This window comes from Bacteroides sp. AR20, assembly GCF_964250605.1.
Taxonomy (GTDB): Bacteria; Bacteroidota; Bacteroidia; order Bacteroidales; family Bacteroidaceae; genus Bacteroides; species Bacteroides uniformis.
This window is the reverse complement of record NZ_CAXUGK010000029.1, coordinates 1-22,957: the sequence shown is the minus strand read 5'-3', so window position 1 is coordinate 22,957 and position 22,957 is coordinate 1. Positions and strand designations below refer to the sequence as shown.

General features: G+C 42.3%; 18 protein-coding genes, 1 tRNA gene and 2 pseudogenes. 15 read left to right on the top strand and 6 right to left on the bottom strand.

All coding sequences use genetic code 11. The features are described 5' to 3' along the window. Positions 1-32 precede the first annotated feature (32 nt). Positions 33-1,541, bottom strand: coding sequence for a DUF3843 family protein (locus ACESTD_RS14360; RefSeq protein ID WP_373158961.1), 1,509 nt, complete (start codon positions 1,539-1,541; stop codon positions 33-35). A 293-nt stretch (positions 1,542-1,834) separates the two neighbouring features. On the opposite strand from ACESTD_RS14360, the gene ACESTD_RS14355 reads away from it, so the two are divergent. From ACESTD_RS14355 to ACESTD_RS14300, 12 genes and pseudogenes are all read left to right on the top strand, one after another. After that, positions 1,835-2,455, top strand: a complete 621-nt coding sequence (locus ACESTD_RS14355; protein WP_005832650.1) for a DsbA family protein — start codon at positions 1,835-1,837, stop codon at positions 2,453-2,455. A gap of 304 nt (positions 2,456-2,759) precedes the next feature. Further along, entirely contained in the window at positions 2,760-2,915 is a 156-nt protein-coding gene (locus ACESTD_RS14350; protein WP_165853744.1) for a hypothetical protein, read from the top strand. Between the two features lie 26 nt (positions 2,916-2,941). Continuing rightward, positions 2,942-3,022: pseudogene (locus ACESTD_RS14345) on the top strand (hypothetical protein); the annotation flags it as partial. After that, positions 2,997-3,182 carry a hypothetical protein gene (locus ACESTD_RS14340; RefSeq protein ID WP_005831708.1) on the top strand — a complete coding sequence of 62 codons (186 nt, stop codon included), beginning with the start codon at positions 2,997-2,999 and terminating at the stop codon, positions 3,180-3,182. The pseudogene ACESTD_RS14345 and the gene ACESTD_RS14340, both read left to right, overlap by 26 nt. A 215-nt stretch (positions 3,183-3,397) precedes the next feature. After that, a complete protein-coding gene (locus ACESTD_RS14335) occupies positions 3,398-3,877 on the top strand; it encodes an HU family DNA-binding protein (protein WP_087331939.1) in 480 nt (159 codons plus the stop codon). 126 nt (positions 3,878-4,003) lie between these two features. Further along, positions 4,004-4,231 (top strand): DUF4248 domain-containing protein, encoded by a 228-nt coding sequence (locus ACESTD_RS14330; protein WP_005831704.1) that lies wholly within the window; start codon positions 4,004-4,006, stop codon positions 4,229-4,231. Positions 4,232-4,367: 136 nt separating this feature from the next. Next, the gene (locus ACESTD_RS14325) at positions 4,368-4,817 is read left to right on the top strand and encodes a DUF4890 domain-containing protein (RefSeq protein WP_016272777.1); all 450 of its coding nucleotides are present in this window, start codon (positions 4,368-4,370) and stop codon (positions 4,815-4,817) included. Between the two features lie 60 nt (positions 4,818-4,877). Next, complete coding sequence (locus ACESTD_RS14320) at positions 4,878-5,426, top strand: DUF4738 domain-containing protein (RefSeq protein WP_005831701.1); 549 nt, start codon at positions 4,878-4,880, stop codon at positions 5,424-5,426. Positions 5,427-5,475: 49 nt separating this feature from the next. After that, positions 5,476-6,153, top strand: a complete 678-nt coding sequence (locus ACESTD_RS14315) for a response regulator transcription factor (protein WP_016272776.1) — start codon at positions 5,476-5,478, stop codon at positions 6,151-6,153. Next, positions 6,150-7,439 carry a HAMP domain-containing sensor histidine kinase gene (locus ACESTD_RS14310; RefSeq protein ID WP_141982023.1) on the top strand — a complete coding sequence of 430 codons (1,290 nt, stop codon included), beginning with the start codon at positions 6,150-6,152 and terminating at the stop codon, positions 7,437-7,439. Before ACESTD_RS14315 ends, ACESTD_RS14310 begins: the two co-directional genes overlap by 4 nt. 92 nt (positions 7,440-7,531) lie before the next feature. Then, positions 7,532-7,972 (top strand): PepSY-like domain-containing protein, encoded by a 441-nt coding sequence (locus tag ACESTD_RS14305; protein WP_005832634.1) that lies wholly within the window; start codon positions 7,532-7,534, stop codon positions 7,970-7,972. A 36-nt stretch (positions 7,973-8,008) separates the two neighbouring features. After that, the gene (locus tag ACESTD_RS14300; RefSeq protein ID WP_005831695.1) at positions 8,009-8,512 is read left to right on the top strand and encodes a PepSY-like domain-containing protein; all 504 of its coding nucleotides are present in this window, start codon (positions 8,009-8,011) and stop codon (positions 8,510-8,512) included. Between the two features lie 90 nt (positions 8,513-8,602). On the opposite strand, the gene ACESTD_RS14295 is transcribed toward ACESTD_RS14300, so the two are convergent. Then, positions 8,603-9,814, bottom strand: a complete 1,212-nt coding sequence (locus tag ACESTD_RS14295; RefSeq protein ID WP_005831694.1) for an L-serine ammonia-lyase — start codon at positions 9,812-9,814, stop codon at positions 8,603-8,605. Positions 9,815-9,871: 57 nt separating this feature from the next. Then, on the bottom strand, positions 9,872-12,409 hold the full coding sequence (locus tag ACESTD_RS14290) for an endonuclease MutS2 (protein ID WP_005832630.1): 2,538 nt from the start codon (positions 12,407-12,409) through the stop codon (positions 9,872-9,874). Positions 12,410-12,525: 116 nt separating this feature from the next. On the opposite strand from ACESTD_RS14290, the gene ACESTD_RS14285 reads away from it, so the two are divergent. Together ACESTD_RS14285 and ACESTD_RS14280 are read left to right on the top strand one after the other, a co-directional pair. Continuing rightward, a tRNA-Ser gene (locus tag ACESTD_RS14285) sits at positions 12,526-12,610 on the top strand. Between the two features lie 240 nt (positions 12,611-12,850). After that, on the top strand, positions 12,851-14,074 hold the full coding sequence (locus ACESTD_RS14280; protein ID WP_055235395.1) for a site-specific integrase: 1,224 nt from the start codon (positions 12,851-12,853) through the stop codon (positions 14,072-14,074). Positions 14,075-14,583: 509 nt separating this feature from the next. Here ACESTD_RS14280 and ACESTD_RS14275 read toward each other — a convergent pair. The 3 genes and pseudogenes from ACESTD_RS14275 to ACESTD_RS14265 form a co-directional block, all read right to left on the bottom strand. Beyond that, a complete protein-coding gene (locus ACESTD_RS14275) occupies positions 14,584-15,972 on the bottom strand; it encodes a hypothetical protein (protein WP_015532704.1) in 1,389 nt (462 codons plus the stop codon). Positions 15,973-16,291: 319 nt separating this feature from the next. Next, positions 16,292-16,574 (bottom strand): annotated as a pseudogene (locus ACESTD_RS14270) (sigma-54-dependent Fis family transcriptional regulator); the annotation flags it as partial. A gap of 863 nt (positions 16,575-17,437) precedes the next feature. Next, the gene (locus ACESTD_RS14265) at positions 17,438-18,715 is read right to left on the bottom strand and encodes a histidine-type phosphatase (RefSeq protein ID WP_057099050.1); all 1,278 of its coding nucleotides are present in this window, start codon (positions 18,713-18,715) and stop codon (positions 17,438-17,440) included. Between the two features lie 389 nt (positions 18,716-19,104). Between ACESTD_RS14265 and ACESTD_RS14260 the strand changes: the two genes are divergently transcribed. After that, positions 19,105-22,773: a hypothetical protein gene (locus ACESTD_RS14260; protein ID WP_149921751.1), complete on the top strand. Its 3,669-nt coding sequence runs from the start codon at positions 19,105-19,107 to the stop codon at positions 22,771-22,773. Positions 22,774-22,957: the final 184 nt, after the last annotated feature.

Sequence of the window (22,957 nt, the reverse complement as noted above, 5' to 3'; positions counted from 1 at the left end):
TGTCAAAAGTGGTATTTACCCCCCATTTTCAACTAATCAAAGTCTTTCTCCCGACACCGATAATGGAAATAATCAGTCAGGAAGTGTGCATTCTTGCGTATGAACTCTTGTCCGTATTCTTTTCCTTGCAAACTGTTCAGATAAGCATCCGGAAGCATGCCTTCGTCTTGCAGGATGCAACTCAGTTGGTAAGGGATAACGTCGGGGTTGACGATGAACATAATGGCGTTTTTCTCTGCTTCCTCTTTATTATAATAGGGGTTGTCCGGAGATTTGATGCATTCGCACAGCTTGAATTGGATATGTAGGCCGGTGTGCGAGTTGGCCATCAGCATGGCTCCGGTTTCTGTATGTATGCGTGGTATGTCCAGGTCTTCTTTCAAGCCGTATCCCATCTTGTTCAGCAGAAAATCAGAGATTTCTTCTTGCGATTGGCAGAATACAAAAGATTTCCCGCCGGATGCTTTTATGAAATCATGGAATGTAGCCTTTTCATTCGTCTTTTCTTTCTGTTTCGTCAAGTCGTCCACATATTCCGCTATTTTCTGGTCGTACTTGTTTTCGAGAAGCATGCCGCACTGCCACCATGCGTTGCCAAAATAAATCAGTTCGCAGATAAGGGTGCTTTTCCCTACTTCTCTGCTACGGATAGCCGAGAGGTTCAAGGACTTCTTGGTTATCTTGAATTCGCCTTCGTCCTCACTACACAAATCTTTGACGTACAGATACTCGTCGTCTTCTTTCTCCAGCAGATAGCAACTGTTTTCCCGTGCCTTCACCTTGCCCCAAAGCTGATGTTCGGGATGGGCTTTTCCGATGAGAGCCAGCCATTCCGGTGAGGTCAGCGACAGCAGGTTGCGGCGCCCTTTGAACGTCAGTGAGGTGCGTGTGGCATATATGAGGGTCTCTGCCATTTCGGGAGTAATCTTTTCATCATCCAGCAACCGTTCAGCTTCGTCCCGGTATTGGGCGACATTTTCGATGTTGAAGTAGCATTGGTAGTGAAACCAATCCAGTATCTCCCGGTAGCGGAAGAAGTCTTCTTCTCCCATGGCAGAGTGGTATAGAAATTCCTGCATCCTTTCATTTTCGGGAGCGGTTTCGTATTCCTCTGCAAGCAGTCCGTATATCTCTTGTGCAGTTTGCTCTATTCCGGGATTCTCGGGGTTGATGGCGCTTATTCCCCGGCATAGATATTGTATATGGTGCCAAAGCAGAAAACGTATGTCCTCCAGATTGATTTCATCCGGAAAATAATCGCCTTTGATGGGGTAGAAGGGCAGATAGGTTCCGTATCGCTTCCGGCACTCGGCAGTGAATGCCTGCCAGATGCCGGTCTGGGAGATGACGTCCTCAAACCATGCGGCGAGGCAGAGGCTTGTATAGCGTATGTTTTCCTCTTCTTCGAAGGCGTCGGCTATCGTTGAAGAATAAAGCCTTTTGTGGATTTCGTTTGCAATGCCGACGTAGTACTGGTCAACGCTGTTTGTCTGCTTGTAAGGATGCAGTTCTAACCATTCTTTGGGATATATTTTCTTCATGACTCTAAAGTGAGTTTGGTGTGTATTTTTTATATGTTTCATTTCCAGCGTAAAGATATGTTTTTTATGGGAATTTTCTTGTTTTTCCTCCTTTCGATTAGTATATTTGTATGCTACTATTAAATCGTTCCATCGTGTGGAAAAAATCGTTCTACCATGGTGGAACGATTTTTCTTCCGTGGTGGAATGATATTTTCTCCATGGTGGAATGATTAAAGAATAGCATTTCTTCTCCTTAATGCCGTGGAAGAAGAAATGACGGAATTGCAGGACCATTTAAAAACAGAATATATATGAGTGCGTATTACGACCTTTTCGAGAAACCCGACGTCCGCCAGACCGGCGAGCAACAATCCCTTTATGCCCGCTTTGTCCCCAAGGGCACCATCGACCGCAAGGAATTTATCGAGCGTGTACATCTTTTCACCGGCCTCAGCCGCAGCCTGCTGGAAGGAGCGATGGCAGGCTTTATGGACGAGTTGCGCGACTGCCTTGCCAATGGCTGGACGGTGGAGCTGGGCGAACTGGGTTACTTCACCCCCTCTTTGAGTTGTACCCGCCAGGCGACGGACAAGAAAGAGCTTCGTGCTGCCTCCATCGCTTTGCGCGGGTTGAATTTCCGTCTGGGCAGGGAGTTCTATAAGGATTTGAAAGGTAAGATGCAGTTGGAGCGTTGTCCGCAATCGGCATCGGCGCCTGCTTCGTCTGCCGATGAGGCGTTGGGCGTGGAGCAGCGCTGGCAGTTGCTGGATGAGTATTTGCAGCAGTATCCCTGCATCAATCGCTCCCAGTATGCACGGCTGGCAGGACGTAGTTATAAGCAGGCGGTTGTCGATTTGAACAGGTTTATAGAAGAAGGGGTGCTGATGAGGCATGGGATGGGGCCGAGTGTGGTGTATGCCAGAAAGAGGTAAAATTCAAGATGTGTATTTGCATCCGAATCGAAATGCAAAGGACATATCCCGTGAGCTCAATATGGATAAAGGGCTGTTATTCCGCATATTGAAAAAGCTGGAGGCAAATCATTCTCGACACCCCCAAGAATACGGACAGAGCACATCTGTTTTATGAGAAAGCCGGATTCAAGAAAATAGAGAAAGAAGAACTCCCCATCGAATACGATTATCCGTATGATGACAGTGACTTCTTCTGCCTGACCTTGAACGGATACCAATAAATTTACGGTTATTAGAAATTTAATCGGATAAATTAAGATTTATGGAGATACATAAAGTCCATTCTGTTTTTTTCAGTGCTACATTTACTACCAAAGCCATCGTGCAGGGTATCGTCAAGCAGCTGCACGCCGATAATATCCAACATGACATTACGAGTAATGTTTTAATCCCCCGGTTTGAGATTGGGACGCAATGAATTGTTGGTCGTAGGCGTGCCGTCCTATTCAGGAAGAGTGCCCGACACGTGCCATTGCGTCGGAGAACCCCATAAAGACAGATGAAAGTCAATGTATTTCATGTGGAAGGTGCATTGCCCTATGTCCTGTCGGCTCACGAAACTACCACTATCCATTTTTCGGAAAAAAGAGTTTGGAGTTTGCAAGCGCAAATTCAGAGAGAAAAGAACCTGAACTTTTTTACGCTGTCAATTAAAGATGCCGTAAAGGATAAAAACAATGTATGATTAAGGAATAAAATTTCTTAGTCATTGTCTATCAGTTCCTTTCTTTTTCTCCAATATCCTTTTTTATCCTACGAAAACCTCCTTAAACCTCCGTTAAAGCACCACCCCGTTTTCTGCCCGTTGTATCTTTGCATCGTGGTCACAAAGAAACTGGTTTTGCAGACTGACGAGCGAACAAGACCGACTTTTATTAATCAACTTAAAATTAAAAAACTATGGCTTTGAATTATGAAGTAAAAAAGAGAGTATTCGGTTTTGACGAGACAAAAACGGAAAAGTACGTGGCGCAGATGAAAACTTTGGGTGTGGTAGGTTTTAAGGATTTATGCGACGAGGTTTCCAAGATAGGCATGGCGCCTCGCGGTGTGGTGAAGTTGGTGCTGGACGGATTGATCGACACCTTGAATATGGATATCAACAAGGGATTTTCAGTACAGCTGGGTGAGTTCGGCTGTTTCCGTCCCGGCATCAATGCCAAGAGCCAGGACAAACTGGAAGATGTGAAGGCAAGCACGATTTATCGCCGCAAGATTATCTTCACCCCGGGCTTCTACTTTAGGGACATGCTGACCCGCGCCAGCGTAGAGAAGATGGATTGGTCGGGCAACGGCACCGTTTCTGGTGGGGGTAGTTCCAAACCAAATCCGGATGGCGGCGGTTCCGATGGCGACCAGGGAGAAAATCCGTTAGGATAAACATTCTGTAAATAAGGAGAATATGAACTTTCTCAGAAAAAGGTTCATATTCTCCTTGAAATACTTGACTTCGCCTTTTGAATATCGTATCTTTACATCAATCATTTAAAAATCAGACAAACTGCTATGGAAACAGAAAATGGCTTTCGTATCACGACTTATAAAAAGAAAGATTTGGCATGCCTCTATTGCCCCAATGCTACTGCACGTTGCGCCATCCGCACCCTGACGCGGTGGATAAAACGGAATCATGAACTGTATGAAGCCTTGGCGCATACCGGGTACAATGTAAGGACACGGACATTCATGCCGAAGCAGGTGAGCCTTATCGTACAGTATCTGGACGAACCTTAATATTCTTTTCAACCTCATTTATTATGTTAAAGCGGGAAGTTGCGGTTAAACTTCCCGCTTTTGTTTTTGTCATAGATACGTTGCAACACAATAGGTATAACTAACATAAGGTATTAATTAAAAAAAGAGAAAAATGATGAAAAGAATAGTTCTGATATGGATGGCCGCCTTCCTGATGGGTGGCATGGCAATGGCACAACATGCCCGCCACAGTGATAAAATGCCCGAACCGAAAGTCCGTGCCGAGCGCATGACGGAACGGATGGTGAAAGAGTACTCCTTGAACGATACGCAGAAACAACAACTGCTGGAGGCAAATCTGGCATTGGTTGAGAAAATGGGAGATATGCCGATGCATCGTGCCAAAGCACACAAGCATCATAAGAGAGATGGCAAGCGCCATCAATTGACGGATGAGCAACGCGCGCAGAAAAAAGCGGAGATGGAAAAGAAGCGTGAAGAGATGAAGACTGCCCGTATTGCTTATGATTCACAACTCCAGAAGATTATGACGGAAGAACAATATGCTGCATACAGCAAGAAAGTGCAGGATAGAAAAGCAAAAATGGAATCTAAAAGAAAATAAATTTTCTATTGCATTCAATTTGTACTATTTTTGTCCGGTCAACTACTAAAAAACAGAACGATGAAGAATATAGTCTATATTTTAGTGTGTGCATCGGTCATCTTCTTCACTGCTTGTTCGTCGCAAGACAAGAATAAGAAAGACGGTACGCAGGTATTGATGCAGGATAGTACAGAAATTGCCGGCCCACAGCGCATGCAGGTGTCCGATGTAAAAACATCCTTTACGTATAAGGGAAAAGAGTATCAGTCTTCTGTAGTGCGCCGGCCGGATGAATCTCTGCCGATAGTGAAAAACGAGCAGGGGGAGAAATTTGTGGATAACCGTATCACCTTGCGCATCACGTGCGGCGGGAAGCAGGTGGTGGATAAAGTGTTCACCAAAGATAATTTTGCTTCGTTGGTGGATGCTAAGTTCATGAAGTACTCTATTCTTGAGGGGCTGGTCTATGACAAGACCACTCCGCAAGGAATCATATACGCGGCCAGCGTCTGCTATCCGCAATCCGACCTTTATGTTCCCATCAGACTGACCATTACGGCTGACGGGAAAATCTCCATGGCAAAAGAAGAACTGATGGAGGACTATCAGACAGACAGCATTGATTAGTGGATAGTTTTCCAGATTGTTTCCAGTTTTATAGACCATCTTTGCCGGTATGAAAATCCTGATTGTAGAAGATGAGCAAGATTTGCGGGAAACCATCCGCACTTCGCTCTTGAAAGAAAAGTTTGTTGTAGAGACCGCTGCCGACTATTTTTCGGCATTGGATAAAATCAATGACTACGATTACGACTGCATTTTGCTGGATATCATGTTGCCTGGCGGGAGCGGTCTGGACTTGCTGCGTGAGCTGAAACGGCTGCACCGCAGTGACAGTGTGCTTATTATCTCGGCCAAAGACTCGCTGGACGACAAGGTGGACGGGCTGGAACTGGGAGCCGACGATTACCTTACAAAGCCTTTCCATCTGGCGGAACTCAATGCACGTGTCAAGTCATTGATACGTCGGCGGCAGGCGAAGGGAGATGTGACCGTCACCCTTGGAAACCTTTTGCTCTACCCCGACAAACGGCAGGTAGAGATAAACGGAAAACCCTTGCAGCTGAACCGCAAGGAGTTCGACCTGCTTTATTATTTTGTAGTCAACCCCGGCCGGGTCATCAATAAAATGAGCCTTGCCGAGTCGGTGTGGGGAGACAATATAGACCAGGCGGATTCGTTGGATTTTATCTACTCGCAAGTGAAGAATCTGCGTAAGAAATTGAAACAAGCTGAGGCTACCATAGAATTAAAGGCTGTCTATGGATTCGGCTACAAACTCTCCGAACGATGAAGCTGCTGAGCTACACCTACCGCAAACTTGCATTGCTGCTGTTTCTGTTGATGGCAGTGTGGGGTGTGCTGTTCTATTACGCAATCATTGACGAGGTGGTGGATGAGACGGACGATACGTTGGAGAATTACGGTGAGATATTGATGGAGAGTGCGCTTCACGACCCCTCGATACTCGAAACGGAAGGCTCGTTGATGTCTTTCTATAAGTTCACTCCTATATCCGAAGAGGAAGGGCGGCATTACAGACAAGTGTTCTATGATGCTACGGTTTATATCGAACTGGAGGATGAAGACGAACCGGTACGTGTCATGTGTACCGCTTTCCGTATGCCCGACGGGCAATATTATGAGTTGAAACTGATGATTTCCATTTTGGAGCGGGATGACATGGTGGAGGCTATGCTTTGGTATCTGGGAGCGCTGTTCCTGCTGTTTCTCATCTGTACTTCCATCGGCATCCAGTTGGTGCTGAAGGGAGTGTTCCGTCCGTTACATAGGTTGCTTGACTGGCTGCACTGCATTCAGCCCGGCAAGGAGGTGCCTCCATTGGACAACCCGACGAAGATACGGGAGTTTCGCCAGTTGAGCGATGCTGCATTGGATATGGGCAACCGCAGCTACAAGGCATACGAGGAGCAGAAGCAGTTCATCGAGAATGCCTCGCATGAGTTGCAGACACCGCTTGCCATCGTGAGGGGAAAAGTGGAACTGCTGGCTGAGAGTGAAGGGATGACGGAACAGCAAATGGAGCAGCTGGACGAGATATATGCCACGCTGGGGCGTGCCGTAAAACTGAACAAGTCCCTGCTGTTGCTTTCCCGTATAGAGAACGGGCAGTATACCGAGATGGAAGATGTTTCGGTGGATGAGATATTGGATGAACTCTTGCCCGACCTGATGGATATCTATGAACATAAGCAGGTGAGACTGATACGAAAACGGGAGGAGCAGCCTTTTATTATCCGTTGCAACCATTCGCTGGCGCAAATACTGGTTTCCAATCTGGTGAAGAATTCGTTGCTGCACAATAGGGAAGAGGGAGAGTTGCAGGTACTTACCACTCCAACTTCGCTGGTCATAAAGAATACGGGTGATGTTCCTTTGGATGGAGAGAAGTTGTTCCGGCGTTTCTATCATGGCATGGATGGCAAGAAAGACTCCACCGGACTGGGGCTTGCCATAGCGCGTTCCATTGCGTTGTCGTCTTCATTGAAGCTCACGTATGAATGGCAGGACGGTATGCATACCTTCCGTCTGGTTAAAGAAAGTAAAATTTATCGTTAACTGCGGTTATTCCCAAATCTTTCCTAATTCTCTACCGTTATTTGCAGTGTGAATGATATGAAATTTATTAGTAACATTAAAAAATAACGATTATGAAGAAAGTATTGTCTATTCTTGTGTTGGCTCTTGTAGCTGTTCAGTTTGCCTTTGCCGGTGATGTTATCACTCAGGATGCCAAGCAGCTTCCGCTGACGGCACGCAACTTTATCAACCAGTATTTCTCGAAACCACACATTTCACACATCAAGATTGAAAGTGAAATATTGCAGACTAAAAAATATGAAGTGCTGTTGACAGATCGTACGGAAATAGACTTCGACAAGAAAGGAAATTGGTTGGAAGTGGATTGTAAGAAGTCCGCTGTTCCCGAAGCATTGATTCCGGTTCCCGTAAAGGAGTATGTGAAGGCTAACTTCCCGAGAGAGATTATTACTAAAATCGAACGCGGACGTACCGGTGTGGAAATTGAATTGGGTAATGACTACTCTTTGAAGTTCAACAAAAAGGGAAAGTTCGTCAGCATGGACGATTGATTCTCCAGTAACTATTAACCTAAACTTTATAGAGAAATGATGAGAATGAAGATTCAAATGTTGGCGATGATGTTCATCGCCGCCTTGGCACTTGGTGCATGCAGTGATGATGACGACAAGGATGATGTCAAAGTGCCCGAAGCAATGTCACAAGCATTGAAGTCCAAATACCCTTCCGCAATCCATGTGGAATGGGAACAGAAAGGGGGCTATTTCGTTGCAGATTGTAAAGTGGATGGGCAGGAAAAGGATGTATGGTTCAATAATCAGGCGGAATGGCAACTGACGGAAACCGAATTGCTTTGGAATAATCTTCCGGGAACAGTACAGACCTCTTTCAGCGCCAGTGAGTATGCCGGTTGGAAGATAGAGGAGATTGTTCTTTTGGAGTATCCGGTAGTGCCTATGCAGTTTGTCATTGAAGTTGAAAAGGGAAATGCAGAGTATCAATTGTTCTATTCGGAAGAAGGCGGCTTGCTACAGACAAAAGATGTGAGCGGTAATAGGGATGATACGCATTGGCCGGTAAAACTTGATTAGAGAAGAGTTAAGGATAAGGGATTAAGGACATTAGTGTTGTGCAATCATATTGAAAACTTAATCCCTTAATCCTTAATCCCTTATCCTTAACTACATCGGCTTATAATCCTTCGCCAGTCCTCCTTCGCTGGTTTCTTTGTAGAGGGAGGGCAGGTCGTTTCCGGTTTCTTTCATGACTTCCACCACTTTGTCGAATGACACGCGGTGCATGCCGTCGGTGAAGGAGGAGTAAAGGTTGGCATCCAAGGCGCGTGCGGCGGCGTAGGCATTACGTTCGATGCACGGGATTTGTACCAGTCCGCAAACTGGGTCGCAGGTCATACCCAAATGATGCTCCAATCCCATTTCGGCGGCATATTCTATTTGTGCCGGACTGCCTCCAAACAATTGGTTGGCTGCGGCTGATGCCATGGAACATGCTACACCTACCTCTGCCTGGCATCCGGCTTCCGCTCCCGAAATGGAAGCGTTGGTCTTCACGATGTTTCCTATCAGTCCGGCTGTGGCAAGGGCACGAAGTATGCGTGTGTCGCTGAACTCCCGGCTTTTTTGCAGATGATAGAGCACTGCCGGTACAATGCCACACGAACCGCAGGTAGGTGCAGTGACAATGACCCCACCTGACGCATTTTCTTCACTTACTGCCAAGGCATAGGCAAATACCAGTCCGCGCGACTGGAGGGAAGCCTTGTAGCCACTGGCACGTATATAATAGGTAGAAGCCTTTCGGCGCAGATTCAGAGGGCCGGGCAAGACTCCTTCACTATCCAATCCCCGTTTTACGGCAGCCTGCATGGTTTTCCATACCTCCTGCAGGTAATCCCAAATGTCGCTTTCCTCGCATTCCTTGACGTACTCCCAGTAACTTTTTCCGGTACGTTCACACCATTGTAGTATTTCGGTCATACTGTTCATTTCGTATACATCCGGGGTGTTTACGGATGATGCTCCATCATTCTCTTCTGCCAGGGCACCGCCGCCGACGCTGAATACGGTCCATTGGTCGGTCTCCTTGCCTTCGCTGTCCAAAGAGACGAATTTCATACCGTTGGGATGGAAGGGCAGGAATATTTTGGGCTCCCAGATTATTTCTACCGGTGCTGCGGGTTGCAGTGTCTCGGTGATGGCAACATTGGTCATGTGCCCCTTGCCGGTAGCGGCGAGGCTTCCGTATAGGGTTACTTGGAAGGCGGCTGCTTCGGGATGCCTTTCCAGGAATATCTGAGCTGCCTTGCGCGGCCCCATAGTGTGGCTACTGGATGGACCGGTACCGATACGGTAGAGTTCTTTGATTGATTTCATATATTTCAGATTTATGATTTCAGATTTATGATTTAATTATCAACTGTCAATTATCCATTAACTCAAGTCCACAACGGTGATGCCTGCTCCGCCGAACTGTATATGTTCGTCGGCAAAGTGGCGCACTCCGGGAACGGTTTCCAGATATTGGCGGATAAGCGTGCGCAGGATACCCGTTCCTGTTCCGTGAAGGATACGCACACGCGACATGCCGACGAGGATAGCATCATCAATGAAATAGGTGACGGCTTGCAGCGCTTCGTCGCCACGCATGCCACGGACATCAATGTCTTGCTTGAAATGTAGTTTCTTCTCATACATGCTGTCTTGGGTCTGGACGCTGATGAAAGTGCTTTTGGCGGACACGTCAGCTTGTTTGGGCTGCGCGTTGGTGCGTTCCAGCCTGTCCAGCTTGACGGTAGTCTTGATGCTGCCGAACGCGATAATCGCATTCTTGCCGTTCACTTCCATTACCTCGCCCACAGAGGTCTGTCCCTTTATTCTGACGTTGCAGCCGGGGACGATTGCCGCGAGGCGTTCCGCTTCTTTCCGCGCCTGCTGTTCTGCCAAAGCCTGGGCAGACGGTCCGTTCTCTTTTCCATCGCCTGCTTTCTTTTCCTTTTTCCGGTTCTGCTTTTCTTTCAGCTTTTCCATCTTGCGGGCAATTTTTTCTTCCAGTTCCTTGTTGGCAAGCGCTTCCATTGATTCGCGGAAGTCCGTCAACTCCTGGCGGGCCTGGCGTGTCTTTTCTTTTTCTGCCTGGGCTTCTTTGATGGAGCGTATGGTGTTCTCGATGCGTGCATTGGCTTCCTGCATCAGTTGATCCACCTCTTCTTTCGCTTTGCGCAGAATATCCTTCCGGGATTTCTGCAAATCTTCGATTTCGGTCTGATAACGCTCGATGGTCTCTTCCATGTGCTTTTCACGCTGGCGTATTGTCTGGCGTTTGCCTTCCCAATAGCGTTTGTCGCGCACAATGTCCTGCAGGTACTTATCGGCGTTGATGTATTCGCTGCCCACAATTTCCGAGGCATCGGCGATGACATCTTCCGGCAGACCTATCTTGCGGGCAATCTCCACAGCGAACGAACTGCCCGGATTGCCTATCTGTAGTTGGAACAGTGCCTGCATCAGATGGCGGTCGTAGAGCATGGCGCCATTCACTACACCTTCGTGGTCTTCGGCAAAATGCTTCAGGTTCTGGTAGTGTGTGGTGATGACACCGAACGTCTGTTTCTGGTTGAAACGCTTCAATACGGCTTCGGCAATGGCACCTCCTATCTGGGGTTCTGTTCCGCCCCCGAATTCATCAATCAGGATGAGGCTCCGTTCGTTGCAGCTTTTCATCATGATTTTCATGTTCGTAAGGTGGGAGGAGTAGGTGCTCAAATCATCTTCAATGGACTGCTCGTCACCGATGTCGATGAATATACTGCTGAATATTCCGGCATGACTGCGTTCGTGCATCGGGATGAGTAGTCCGGATTGCAGCATGTATTGTAATAAGCCTACTGTCTTTAAGCAGACGGACTTGCCGCCTGCGTTCGGACCGGAGATGATGAGGATACGTTGCTTCTCATTCAGTTCGATGTCAAGCGGTACGACTTTTTTGCCATGTTTGGCGAGAGAAAGTTGCAAGAGTGGGTGTACCGCCATTGTCCAGTCCAGCAGTTGCTTGTTTTCGAGAGCCGGTTTCAGTCCGGATATTTGCTCGGCAAACAATGCTTTGGCACGTATGAAGTCTATTTCGGCAAGGAACTCGTATGATAGCAGTACGTCGGGGATGGAGGGACGCAACTGGTTGGAGAAGCCCGTCAGGATGCGGATAATTTCTCTGCGTTCGTCACCTTCAAGTTCTCGTATGCGATTGTTGGCTTCCACTACTTCGGCAGGCTCGATGAATACGGTTTTACCACTGGCCGACTCGTCGTGTACAATACCGCGTATTTTCCGTTTCAGTGCCGGTGCAACGGGAATGACCAGACGGCCGTCACGCATGGTGGGTGTTACGTCTTTGTCCACAACGCCCTCGGACTGGGCATTTCGTAGAATACTGTTCAGTGAGCGGGAGATGCTTCCCATAGTACTTGCCAGTTCCCGGCGGATGCGTGCCAACTCTGTAGAGGCATTGTCCTTGATTTTTCCGTAAGGAGAGAGGATGCCGTTTATTTTTGCTATGAGCTGTGGGAAAACGGTGATGTCTCCTGCCAGTCTTTTCAGACAAGGGTAGGGGGAAGTGCCCTCTTCCTCATCATCGTCGCTTTTCTGTAGGAAGCGTACAATATCACGTATGGTTTCTAGTGAACGGCGCAGGTCAAAGAGCTCTTGTTCATCTAGATACATGCCTTCCACGCGTATGCGTTTCAGTGACGGACGTACATCAAAAAAGTATTGTGCCGGGAAGTTGTCTTCTTCTTGGAGTATGCGTACAAATTCAGTGACTTGGTCCAAACGCTCCTCCACCTCTCCAAAGTGGTCGGAGAATGCCATGTCCATCACCCGTTCTTCGCCAAGTGTACTGAGGCATTTTTCTTTCAGCAATTGGCGTATTTGGTCGAAACCTATTTTCTGTTCAAAGTTCTGCGGATATATCATGGTGCAAAAGTACTATTAATTCATGAAAAAAGAGAAAGGAAGTTTGCAGAATTAAAAATGATTTGTACCTTTGCACCGCTTTAAAGAGGAAAGCACTTCCCGAAAAGGAAGTTTTAGGAGAGGTGGCAGAGTGGTCGATTGCGGCGGTCTTGAAAACCGTTGTGCTGCGAGGCACCCGGGGTTCGAATCCCTGTCTCTCCGCTGGAAAGAATTGCAAAACAAAGAAAATCCCTGTAAATTAATACTTTACGGGGATTTTTTGTTTTTGGTACATAGCAAAAATAAGCATATCAAAGCATTCTTTCGGTGTACTATTCGGTGTACCTGATTGCCTTCAATGCCAGGTACACCTATTAAGTAAATAATTCATTGTTTATCAGTGCTTTGCATCTTGACTTGTTGCTCTTGGAAATTTAGTTTTGTGATTAAAAAACAAGTAAGATGGAAAGAACAACATTTTGTCTATTGTTCTACATTCGTAGGACGAAATTGAATCGGAACGGTGAGGCTCCGATAATGATGAGAATTACAGTGAATGGAGTCCGGGTTGATGCTTCAGTGAAGAAAACAATTCTTCCGGAGTTCTGGAGTGCGGCAAAAGGAAAGGCCCTGGAAAAGAAGCGTGAGTACAAGGAACTGAATCTGTATCTTGACTCTATCCGTTTGAGGATAATGAAGATTCAACGTGAACTGGAAATAGAGGAGGTATCCGTTTCTGCCAACAGTGTTCTGGATCGTTTCCAGGGTAAGGATGCCCCCGTACAACGTACTCTGTTTGAGGTTTTCCGTGAGCATAATGATAAATGTGTCCAATTGTCCGGTACGGACATGGCGCCTGCAACCGTGCAGCGTTATGAGACATCCTTGAAGCATACCCGGGATTTTGTCTGGGAGACATATCATAAGAAAGATGTTCTTTTGGATGAAGTTTCCCGCCAGTTTATTGAGGATTACGAGTTTTGGCTTAAGACAGAGAAAAAGTGTTGTCATAACACAGCCACCAAATATTTGAAGAATTTTAAGAAGATTATCCGTATTGCTTTGGCTAAGGGATGGATGAAGAACGATCCGTTTTTAGAAATTAGATTCTCATTGGATAAGGTGGAACCGGACTTTTTGGAAGATTCAGAAATCCAGAAGCTGATATCGAAGGAAATTGATATTCCACGGTTAAGTCAGGTACGGGATATTTTTGTGTTCTGTTGTTTCACCGGTTTGGCTTTCTCGGATATTCATGGTTTGAGAAAGGAACATATCGTGGAGGACTCGAACGGTGTCAGGTGGATACGAAAGGGGAGACAGAAGACCAAAATCATGTGTAATATTCCATTAATGGAAATACCATTGAAGATTTTGGAAAAGTATTCCACCAATGAATATTGTAAGAAACATGGTGTGCTTTTTCCGGTGCTTTGTAATCAAAAAATGAATGCATACCTCAAGGAACTGGCTGATATTTGTGGTATTAAAAAAACATTGACCACCCATGTTGGGCGTCATACTTTTGCCACATTTGCTCTGGCCAATGGTGTCTCGATAGAGAGCGTTGCTAAGATGTTAGGGCATACCAATGTCCAGATGACCCGTCATTATGCACGTGTGCTGGATCGTACAGTGATACGTGAGATGTCACAGATAAAGATGGATTTTCATATCTCTATTTAGAATTATCTAGTAGGAGGTTGTGTCAAAACTCTGGCACAACCTCTCTTTAGAATGGAGGAAATACAATAGCCTTCGCTCTTTGAGCTATATGACTACATCGCTGTTAATATGTGTTTTGTTGGAAAACTCTTTTAGTGAGTTCTATAGGTCTGTAAGATGCGAGCACTGGAAAAAATTATAATCAAAGATTGTTGTTTTTTCGAGAGGATGTATGATATTTTTAGTATATGATGTTTGTGTTTTCTTATTCTATAGTTCTTGTTCTTTCTAGCAGTGAAAAAAGTAAATACTGGCTTTTACTGTAGAATAATGCATAAAAAACTATTTTGATAGGATCCGTAGCTGATGGCTCGCTATTTTTGGATGTCATATATCCTAATCTGATGAAAAATAAACTTTTGCTCTCCTTGCGTATTCAACGCAACAAGTTGATACATACTAGCGAGCAGACACAAATCGGAAACCACTATATCCTCGTCAGTGGCTTGTTGCAGGAATCTTTAATTTCTTCAATTTTTATTTTGTAATATTGGCTGCTTTAACTTAATCCATAAACACAACATAGGTGTATCTTTGAATTTAGTTAAACACACATCAGCATCATTTAACGTTAGAAATCTATTCCAATTGTCAGCTTTTAATAGAGGGATTTCTACTGCTTCATCGAATAAAGTAAAGGTAGCTCCCATATCATTAAACACTCTAACAATCCTATTAGTTATAATCTCTAATTCTTTCGCCAGAATAGGTTGCTTCAAGTCGTTGTTCTTATGGAGTATAATAACCGTCTCATCTTTTGATTTTCTTTCTATCATGCAGTTAAAATATCCGAAGTATTTATAAGAAGTACTCAGGTAAGTTAAAAATTGCCCAGATTTTGTTTCGACTCTAGTTACTTGCCTTGTAATATAATCGCTAAGAACTTCATCAAAATATTCACGCGCAGATTTTTTATTGTTATTTATTGCTTCATCAAATTTTTCTATAAACTCATCTATTGAATATACTTTAGTGTTGAAATTGAAAAGTTTGTATAATGTTTTGCTCTTGAGGCGCATACCTTCGTCATCACTAACCATGCAATCGCAGTATGAGCCGAAGAAACTGTGGTAACAGTCGACTTGCATATTTCTAAACTTAACCTTCTTCCGGGTTTCTTTATTAACTCCAAATAGATCAAGAAGTATATATGACATATAATATACCGTTGCAAAATCAGTGTATGATAATCCTGTTTGAGTTAAAGAGGCTTGAATAATATCTAGAAAGGATAATCCTAATGGAGATGAGGCTAACTGCTCGTTAAAAATATTTTCACCTTCCGCTTTAATTGATGTCGGATTATATCTAGCAATAGTATTGTCTCTCATAATTTTGTATGACTCCTTATTCTCATAAAAATAGTGGGAGACGAATTTCATTAATGATGTAAAAGTTGATATGTCCATTTGGAGTTCATCGACTGAAATTGGGGCTCTTTTTTTTAGCCAATCAAAATCTAATTCACCTTTTAAATCCTTAATGCTAATATCAACAATGTTATTGATAACATTCCGCTGTTCTTCTGTTATTTGTGAAAAATCAAAATTTTCAAGCCAAGAGAAATCCTCTATTTTGCCTATAGTTTCGAAAGCATTGCGTGGGGATTGCTTTATAACTTCCTGTTTATGGTTTTCGTATATTAAATGATATCCACTTACTATCGATTGCATATATTCCATTTCAGTATATTTAATATCCGTTTTATCATCTTGCAAATCAAATAAATGAGCATTTGAGTAGAAGAAAATAAACTCATCTTTGTGAGATAATATCTTTTCACGCAAAAGAGAATACTTTTCTTCTTTTGCATTAAATAGATGACTGAAAACTTGTTTATCCAAATATATTGTAACCATAAATTGTAAAATAATAACGATTTGTTTGTTGTTTTTACCTTCTTCAATACTAAACCTTTTCGTTGTATTTCTGGAAGATTTTTTTTAATCTTCTTTGTCTTAGGAAGTTTGAAAGAAGGGTTAAATAGAGTAACAGATTGGCAATCGTTTCTGGGCTTTGTTGTGCATTGCTGTCAATATCACTCTCTTTAGTACAAAATTACGAATAAAAATCAGAAGCACATCACCCCGTCCTGTGTTTTTTACGTGGAGGTCTTTTTGCCATCACCAAATAAATCCGGTTTAAGCGTAATATCAATTCTTAGTGAATTACCGACTATTATTGCTGGAATTTATACTTCAATCCATACTTCTTCCAGTTTGCTATACAGTGTTGTACGTTCGATTCCGAGCAGTTCGGTGGTAACCTTTCATTTTCTGTTTGCCTGTTTCAAGGTACGGAAAATCCTCTCTTTGTTTTCAGCGTCATTGCGCAGGGCGAAGCTGACGGATGAGGTTGCTCTCGTCATGGTAAGCTCCAGGTGCTCTTTCGTGACAAGATCTGTCTGTACCTGTAACACCGCATCCATAATTTTCTGTCGAAACTTAAGGACATTGCCCGGTCACGCATGGGCAGTAATGTCTTATTGCGCACGTCATGGATTTGCGACCCTTACTCCCAGTAGGCGTATTCTCGTTGAGAGTATAAGCCGAGTATTGCGGCATACGAAATTATCACTGCATAGAAGTATGTTATGATAACCATCTGAAAAATAGACCTGGATTTGATAACGTTTGGCAACAGACTTAACCAGTCATCTACTGAAATCTCAGTGGCTATATTACTCATGGAACGAACAATTATAACAATCAGAGAAAACGGCAGAGTGAATATCCCGAAGGGTAATGTATGGATGTCAGAAATGGAGTTGGTGGTGCTGTTCGGAGTGATAGCTCAGGTATTCCAAATTGTCATCAGAGTGATATACAAAAGTGAAACACTCACCCCTATGACAACTCAACAATGTACTGTTATTACTTTTACAAGTTGGAAGATATTCTACAATCATGAAATTATTATTGTCCTTGTGTTTTAGAAGAATACACTATTTCATCCACAAGTTATATTAAAATGGTCATTTACTACATTTTCAGTTTGGGAAGAAGTGATGGGAACAGATTGACTTACTACACAAACATAAGATAACACATCCGTCTGCCTCACCGCTTACCGTTGAAACCTTAAGAGAATTTTATGTGATTCGATTATTGTATTTAAAGATAGGCGTTATAAAATTGGCTCATGGTACATATTAGGGTAAGTATAATACTTATTTTTAGCTTTAACCTCATTCTTACATCAATTTATACCTCACCTAGGCAACCTTATTTAACTGTAACCACCACTATCTATGTATCTGTCATTCATTGGTAAATAGAAAAAATGTTTTTTTCAAATATAATCAAAACTAAAAAATGGCTTATTCTATTCATTGAAAACTGAAAGTGTTTTTTTAGCCATTTCGATTCGCTGATTAAAGAATATACGAGTTTTTTCCCAAGAGTAATATGGGAAACAAGAGGTTGATATAGGAAGCGCTGCTGCTTCTTCATTTAACAGAATCTTAACCCAAATTCTTTGGTCTCTGTCACGATAGAAAAGCCACTGTACATTAGCGGCCATTGGAGATATTTCATAATCCTTCCAATAGACTGAAACGGAATCGGGCCGGCAAACCTGTACATCAGTTTTTTCTATGCCCATCAACGACACAAAAGGTATAACTGTTTCTGCATGAGCAAAACGAAAGTTAGCCTGATAATCGGATTTCCCACTTATCACCTCTTGAGCAGAACGAATGAATTCAGAAAGCAAAGGCCAAGCGATTGCAACCGGTAACATCTTACCGACAGGTGCAGAGCTCTTACTCATATATTGTCGCAAATTCTGGGTTTGCCAATAACGATGCCATTCATCAAGTGTAAAAAGGTCTTCCAAATTTAATGGGATGCTTGTATCAGGAAGAATAGCCGCAACAGAAAATAAAGCCATGACAAATTCCTCTGCCTCTTTATCCAGATATTGTTCCGGATTAAGAAGAAACTTCTTCATTATAGGAACTGGAGATATTTTCTTGTGTACAAAAGCTTTGTATATAGGAAGCCAGTCACCTTTCTCTTTATAATTGACATAAGATTTATTCAGATCAAAAAAACGAAGGATATGATTATATTGTTTTCCTTCACTTCGCTGTACCTGTAAAGCTGGATTATGCCTTATCATGCAAGAAAGAAAAGCGTCCATACTATTTATGCTGCGGGGAACATAGGTTGCTATTGCTTCAATCTTGGCAGAATTGCTGAATAGTTGAGGATAGTTCCTTATCATACGTCCGGCAATTCCTTCTTGTTCCGTCTCGCCCAACTTTGACAATTTTCCCCATTGACCGTCAAATAATCTGGATAAACGTCGTATCATAGAGAGTAAAGCCATGCCTTCTGAGGTCAGTCCATTCTCTTGTTGGGCTGATACCAATACCTTCTCCACTTTGTCTAGGGCTTTTCTTGAAGTTGGGAAGCGGGCTCCATGTCTTCCCAGATGATTTATATAAAATGGGGTCATACCATCCCGAAAAGTAATGGACGAGTCTGTCCTATTAGGATAGGGCATGGCCGTCCCTGCATACTTCTGTATCTTAGTTTGTCCCCATATAACAGGAAAAGTGAGAGACATAAAAGTCAAAACAAATAATAATCTTTTCATATTATACCTACTTAATTCATAGGCTATAACGATAAAAATGAGGATTATGTTTGCTCAAAATCAATCTTAAGACATCCAAAATCTTCATGTCCGCAAATAGTTGAACAAACGAATAAAATACGAACCAATAATGATTATCACTATATGAAGTTACTAAAATGATTGAAAATTAGAATATTCTTTTATTAAATAAGTGGTTATCCAGATGATATATTCAGCAGATTCATTTGTTTGTCACTATTTTAAACTTTATATTTGCATAAAGAATTAATATCTATATTAAAGAACTGATTTTAACACAGAATAAATGGACAGCCTTTACTTATAAAAACAAAATGGGCGAAGTATTGAATTATATAGAATTATATAATTTTTATTGAGAAAACATTATGGAGAATACACAAGAATCCACTCAAGTGCCTTCGGCGCAAATTGAGCAGGTATCACAATTTCAAGAATCCTTAACTCCGACCTTGCTGAAGGAGAATGAGTCCGCTTATGAGTCTGTCCGTGATTTACGGGAAGCACTCAAGGCTGAGGATGTTTTGAATATTGCCCTGACCGGTCCTTATGGGTCAGGAAAAAGTTCTGTATTACACACTCTGATGTATTTGAAAGATGAAAAATGGAACTATCTGCCCATATCCTTAGCAACATTGGATGACGACAAACATCAAAAAACAAAGGATGAAGAAACGGAAGACCAACAAGAACTTCTGGATAACCAAACCAGTGAAAAATCTACAGGTAAAGATAACTTCGATGACCGGGATAATGAAAACTATAAAGAAATACTGAACCGAAGAATAGAATACAGCATTCTCCAGCAATTAATTTACCGAGAAACGATTGATACTCTACCCAATTCACGCTTCAAACGGATCACACACATTACCCCAAAACATATATCGAAATTAGCATGTGGTTTTATCGGAACGATTCTTGCATTTGCAATCCTTTTCGAACCTAGTTGGATGAGAATTGACTCGTTTTATCGTGTTTTCAGTCAAGGATTTGTTTTTAACCTAATAGGGGATATTGTGGCTCTGCTATATCTGTTATTTGTCTTATATACAATAGCACAATATGTTATCCGGATATATGGCAGTACCAAACTGAATAAGCTCAACTTTAAAGACGGCGAGATTGAGATTAAAGACGAAAACTCCATTTTCAACCGCCATCTAGACGAGATTCTGTATTTCTTCCAGGCAACTGATTATGACGTAGTGGTCATTGAGGACCTAGATCGCTTTGATACCCCCGATATCTTTCTGAAATTGAGGGAACTCAACTTCTTACTAAACAATTCGGCTGTCGTAGGACGAAAGATAAAATTCATCTATGCAGTGAAAGATGATATGTTCAAGGATTCCTCCCGGACAAAGTTCTTTGATTATATAACCACTGTCATTCCGGTTATCAACCCTTCCAACTCGAAAGACAAACTGAAAGAAGAATTGGAAAAGAGAGGGCATAAGGAGGAGATCAAAGCTGATGATTTGGAAGATATAGCCTTTTTCATAGATGATATGCGCTTGTTGAAGAATATTGCAAACGAGTATCACCAATACCACAAGCGGCTTTTTGTCAACGGTACGGAATTAAGCCACTCAAAACTACTGGCCATGATTGTGTATAAGAACTATTATCCTGATGATTTCTCAGCACTACACAACAGACGTGGAAAGGTTTATCAATGCGTATGTCATGAAACCAAACAGGAACTCACCAAGTTTGCGCTCCAGATATTGAACAAACGGAAGGAGGAGATGGCCAAACGTCGCGAAACAAAGGAAAGGAACCGACACCTGAAGGCAGGTGAATTGCGAATGATTTATGTAAACGGATATGTTACCCATATCAACGGCAATCTAATTTCTATAAAGATTAATGATAACTATTATGAAACGAGTGCTATATGGAAGGATGAGGATTTATTTAATGAGCTCATCCAAAAAGAGAGAATAGAATACAAATATTTTAATTCATATAGTATTTATACATCCCATACAAACATCCGCTTTAGCGAAATAGAGAAAAAGATTGATCCAAAAACATCTTATGCCCAACGGTTAGCCGCTATTACAACAAAAGACAAAGATTTAGCCAGGGAAGAGGAGGAACTGAAAAAGGAAGAATATCGTATCAACAGTTTTTCTTTGAAGCAACTGTTTATGCAGTTTAAGATGAATGAATGTGAAGCTTTCCAGAAAATCAAATTGGCTCCAATGATGGATCTCTTTATCCGGCGTGGTTATATTGATGAAGACTATTATGACTACATTTCTTATTTCTATCCGAACACGATTTCTCAGAATGACCGTCTTCTGCTTATAGCCATGAAGCTGGACAAAAGTCCCGAATATAATGCCAAGATAGACAAGATACAAAGTTTTGTTGCACAATTACCAACCTATGCTTATCTCAGTGATAGCGTGCTTAATATTAATCTGTTGGATTATTTGGGCAAACATACGAACATCGAACGAGAACGGTTCCTTCTATTCATGGCACGATTGGAACAACCCGTAGCTAAAATGGATTTTCTGGCCCAATATTACAAAGAGGGAAAACAAAATTATAATGTGTTTAATCACTATATCAATTGGAACGTCAATGATAGCTGGACTTCGGTATTGAACTGTGAGTACAGAGACATTCTGATCGAAGCATGGTTAAAGTTTTGTGAGAACAGCCATATAGGTGAGTTTCAAAAAACATGGTTGAAAGATAATTATGATTACTTAGCAAACAGATACGATTGCTTTGACGATAAGAAAATCAACTTTATTGCCAGTGTATGCTGTTATGAGGAATTGACAAATACTTCCAAACCCTTGTTGGAACTTATTATTAAAGGTGACAGCTATACTTTGACGAGACACAACATAAGCTTATTACTGAATCATATCAGCGATAGAGCAGGTGCAAATGAAAACAATATCACCCTAACGCGCATCAAAAGAGTCGGACGGAAAGACGTCATTGAAAGGATACAAGAAAATATGGAAGAATGCATTCAAAATGTCTTCCAGAATATATGCGATGAAGATGAAGAATCCATGCTGGAGATTTTAAATAACAAGGAGGTTAAAATGGAGGTTAAACAGAAATATCTCAAGACCCATATTAATCCTATCAATGATGTATCTAAGGTGAAAGATGACATGAAAGGTTTAGCATTTGGACTGGATTTACTAGTACCTAACTGGGATAATATAACCAATTACTATGTACAAAACGACTGTAATATAGACGATGTCTTATGGGCATATTTAGATAAACATGCGGAAATACTGGGAACAAGAAGATTTGCAGGAAGTGAGCCACATAAGCATTCGCTATTTAATAATATTATGGGTAGTAACCGGATTAGTATTAATTCCTACAAGCAGATATTCTCAGCCTTCCTGTGTAAAATGGATCTGAATGAGGAACTTTTAAATTTGGAAGATGAGCGAATCAGCTATTTAATAGATCAGAATAGCATTGAGTATACGGAGGATAATATCCGATACCTCAGCCGTCATAGTGATATACTCTATGGCAATTTTCTGTTGCATCATAAAAATGAGTTTTTAAAGGACAAAGATAAAATAGCTTATAACAAAGACCTGGCTCTCTGTTTGCTTGGTAGCTACAAGTTATCCGGCAAAGAAAAATCAGTTGTGCTCCAACAACTGAAAGCAACTTCCATAGATGTCAGTCAGAAACTCGCCAATATTATCTGTGAAATATTAACAGATTATGAAACAGAAATAGATTATGACCTGCTGAAAAAGGTTCTTGTCAAGGCATCCGTATTAGAGAAAGCAATAACAGTCATTTATCATACTATCAGACAAAACCAGGATAACCATGATGTGATTGATGAGCTATTGGCATTGTTGCCATTACCCTACAGCAAGATGAAGGAGAACGGAAAACACCCAATTATACCCGACACAGAACTGAACCGAAGCCTTTTATCATTATTAAAGGAGTGTAACTATATATCGTCTTTCTCCAAAGATAAAAACGGATTGAAGGTCAATACGAGAATTATCAAACAGTAGGAACAATTTTATGCCTTATAGAAAAAGACACGTCTTCGAAAGAAACTGAATTATCTAATAATTTGTAAGCTGAAGAAACTTTAGTTCCAAACTGCAGAAACTAAAGTGGGATATTCCTAAAATAATAAAATTTAAGGCAACTAATTCATTGCGAGTTAGTTGCCTTTTTTGTATCTTTAAGCAT

What these genes read in the sequence shown, in the direction of transcription:
- ACESTD_RS14360 (WP_373158961.1), bottom strand. Translation starts at nt 1,541, where the DNA reads ATGAAGAAAATATATCCCAAAGAATGGTTAGAACTGCATCCTTACAAG.
- ACESTD_RS14355 (WP_005832650.1), top strand. Translation starts at nt 1,835, where the DNA reads ATGAGTGCGTATTACGACCTTTTCGAGAAACCCGACGTCCGCCAGACC.
- ACESTD_RS14350 (WP_165853744.1), top strand. Translation starts at nt 2,760, where the DNA reads ATGGAGATACATAAAGTCCATTCTGTTTTTTTCAGTGCTACATTTACT.
- ACESTD_RS14340 (WP_005831708.1), top strand. Translation starts at nt 2,997, where the DNA reads ATGAAAGTCAATGTATTTCATGTGGAAGGTGCATTGCCCTATGTCCTG.
- ACESTD_RS14335 (WP_087331939.1), top strand. Translation starts at nt 3,398, where the DNA reads ATGGCTTTGAATTATGAAGTAAAAAAGAGAGTATTCGGTTTTGACGAG.
- ACESTD_RS14330 (WP_005831704.1), top strand. Translation starts at nt 4,004, where the DNA reads ATGGAAACAGAAAATGGCTTTCGTATCACGACTTATAAAAAGAAAGAT.
- ACESTD_RS14325 (WP_016272777.1), top strand. Translation starts at nt 4,368, where the DNA reads ATGAAAAGAATAGTTCTGATATGGATGGCCGCCTTCCTGATGGGTGGC.
- ACESTD_RS14320 (WP_005831701.1), top strand. Translation starts at nt 4,878, where the DNA reads ATGAAGAATATAGTCTATATTTTAGTGTGTGCATCGGTCATCTTCTTC.
- ACESTD_RS14315 (WP_016272776.1), top strand. Translation starts at nt 5,476, where the DNA reads ATGAAAATCCTGATTGTAGAAGATGAGCAAGATTTGCGGGAAACCATC.
- ACESTD_RS14310 (WP_141982023.1), top strand. Translation starts at nt 6,150, where the DNA reads ATGAAGCTGCTGAGCTACACCTACCGCAAACTTGCATTGCTGCTGTTT.
- ACESTD_RS14305 (WP_005832634.1), top strand. Translation starts at nt 7,532, where the DNA reads ATGAAGAAAGTATTGTCTATTCTTGTGTTGGCTCTTGTAGCTGTTCAG.
- ACESTD_RS14300 (WP_005831695.1), top strand. Translation starts at nt 8,009, where the DNA reads ATGATGAGAATGAAGATTCAAATGTTGGCGATGATGTTCATCGCCGCC.
- ACESTD_RS14295 (WP_005831694.1), bottom strand. Translation starts at nt 9,814, where the DNA reads ATGAAATCAATCAAAGAACTCTACCGTATCGGTACCGGTCCATCCAGT.
- ACESTD_RS14290 (WP_005832630.1), bottom strand. Translation starts at nt 12,409, where the DNA reads ATGATATATCCGCAGAACTTTGAACAGAAAATAGGTTTCGACCAAATA.
- ACESTD_RS14280 (WP_055235395.1), top strand. Translation starts at nt 12,851, where the DNA reads ATGGAAAGAACAACATTTTGTCTATTGTTCTACATTCGTAGGACGAAA.
- ACESTD_RS14275 (WP_015532704.1), bottom strand. Translation starts at nt 15,972, where the DNA reads ATGGTTACAATATATTTGGATAAACAAGTTTTCAGTCATCTATTTAAT.
- ACESTD_RS14265 (WP_057099050.1), bottom strand. Translation starts at nt 18,715, where the DNA reads ATGAAAAGATTATTATTTGTTTTGACTTTTATGTCTCTCACTTTTCCT.
- ACESTD_RS14260 (WP_149921751.1), top strand. Translation starts at nt 19,105, where the DNA reads ATGGAGAATACACAAGAATCCACTCAAGTGCCTTCGGCGCAAATTGAG.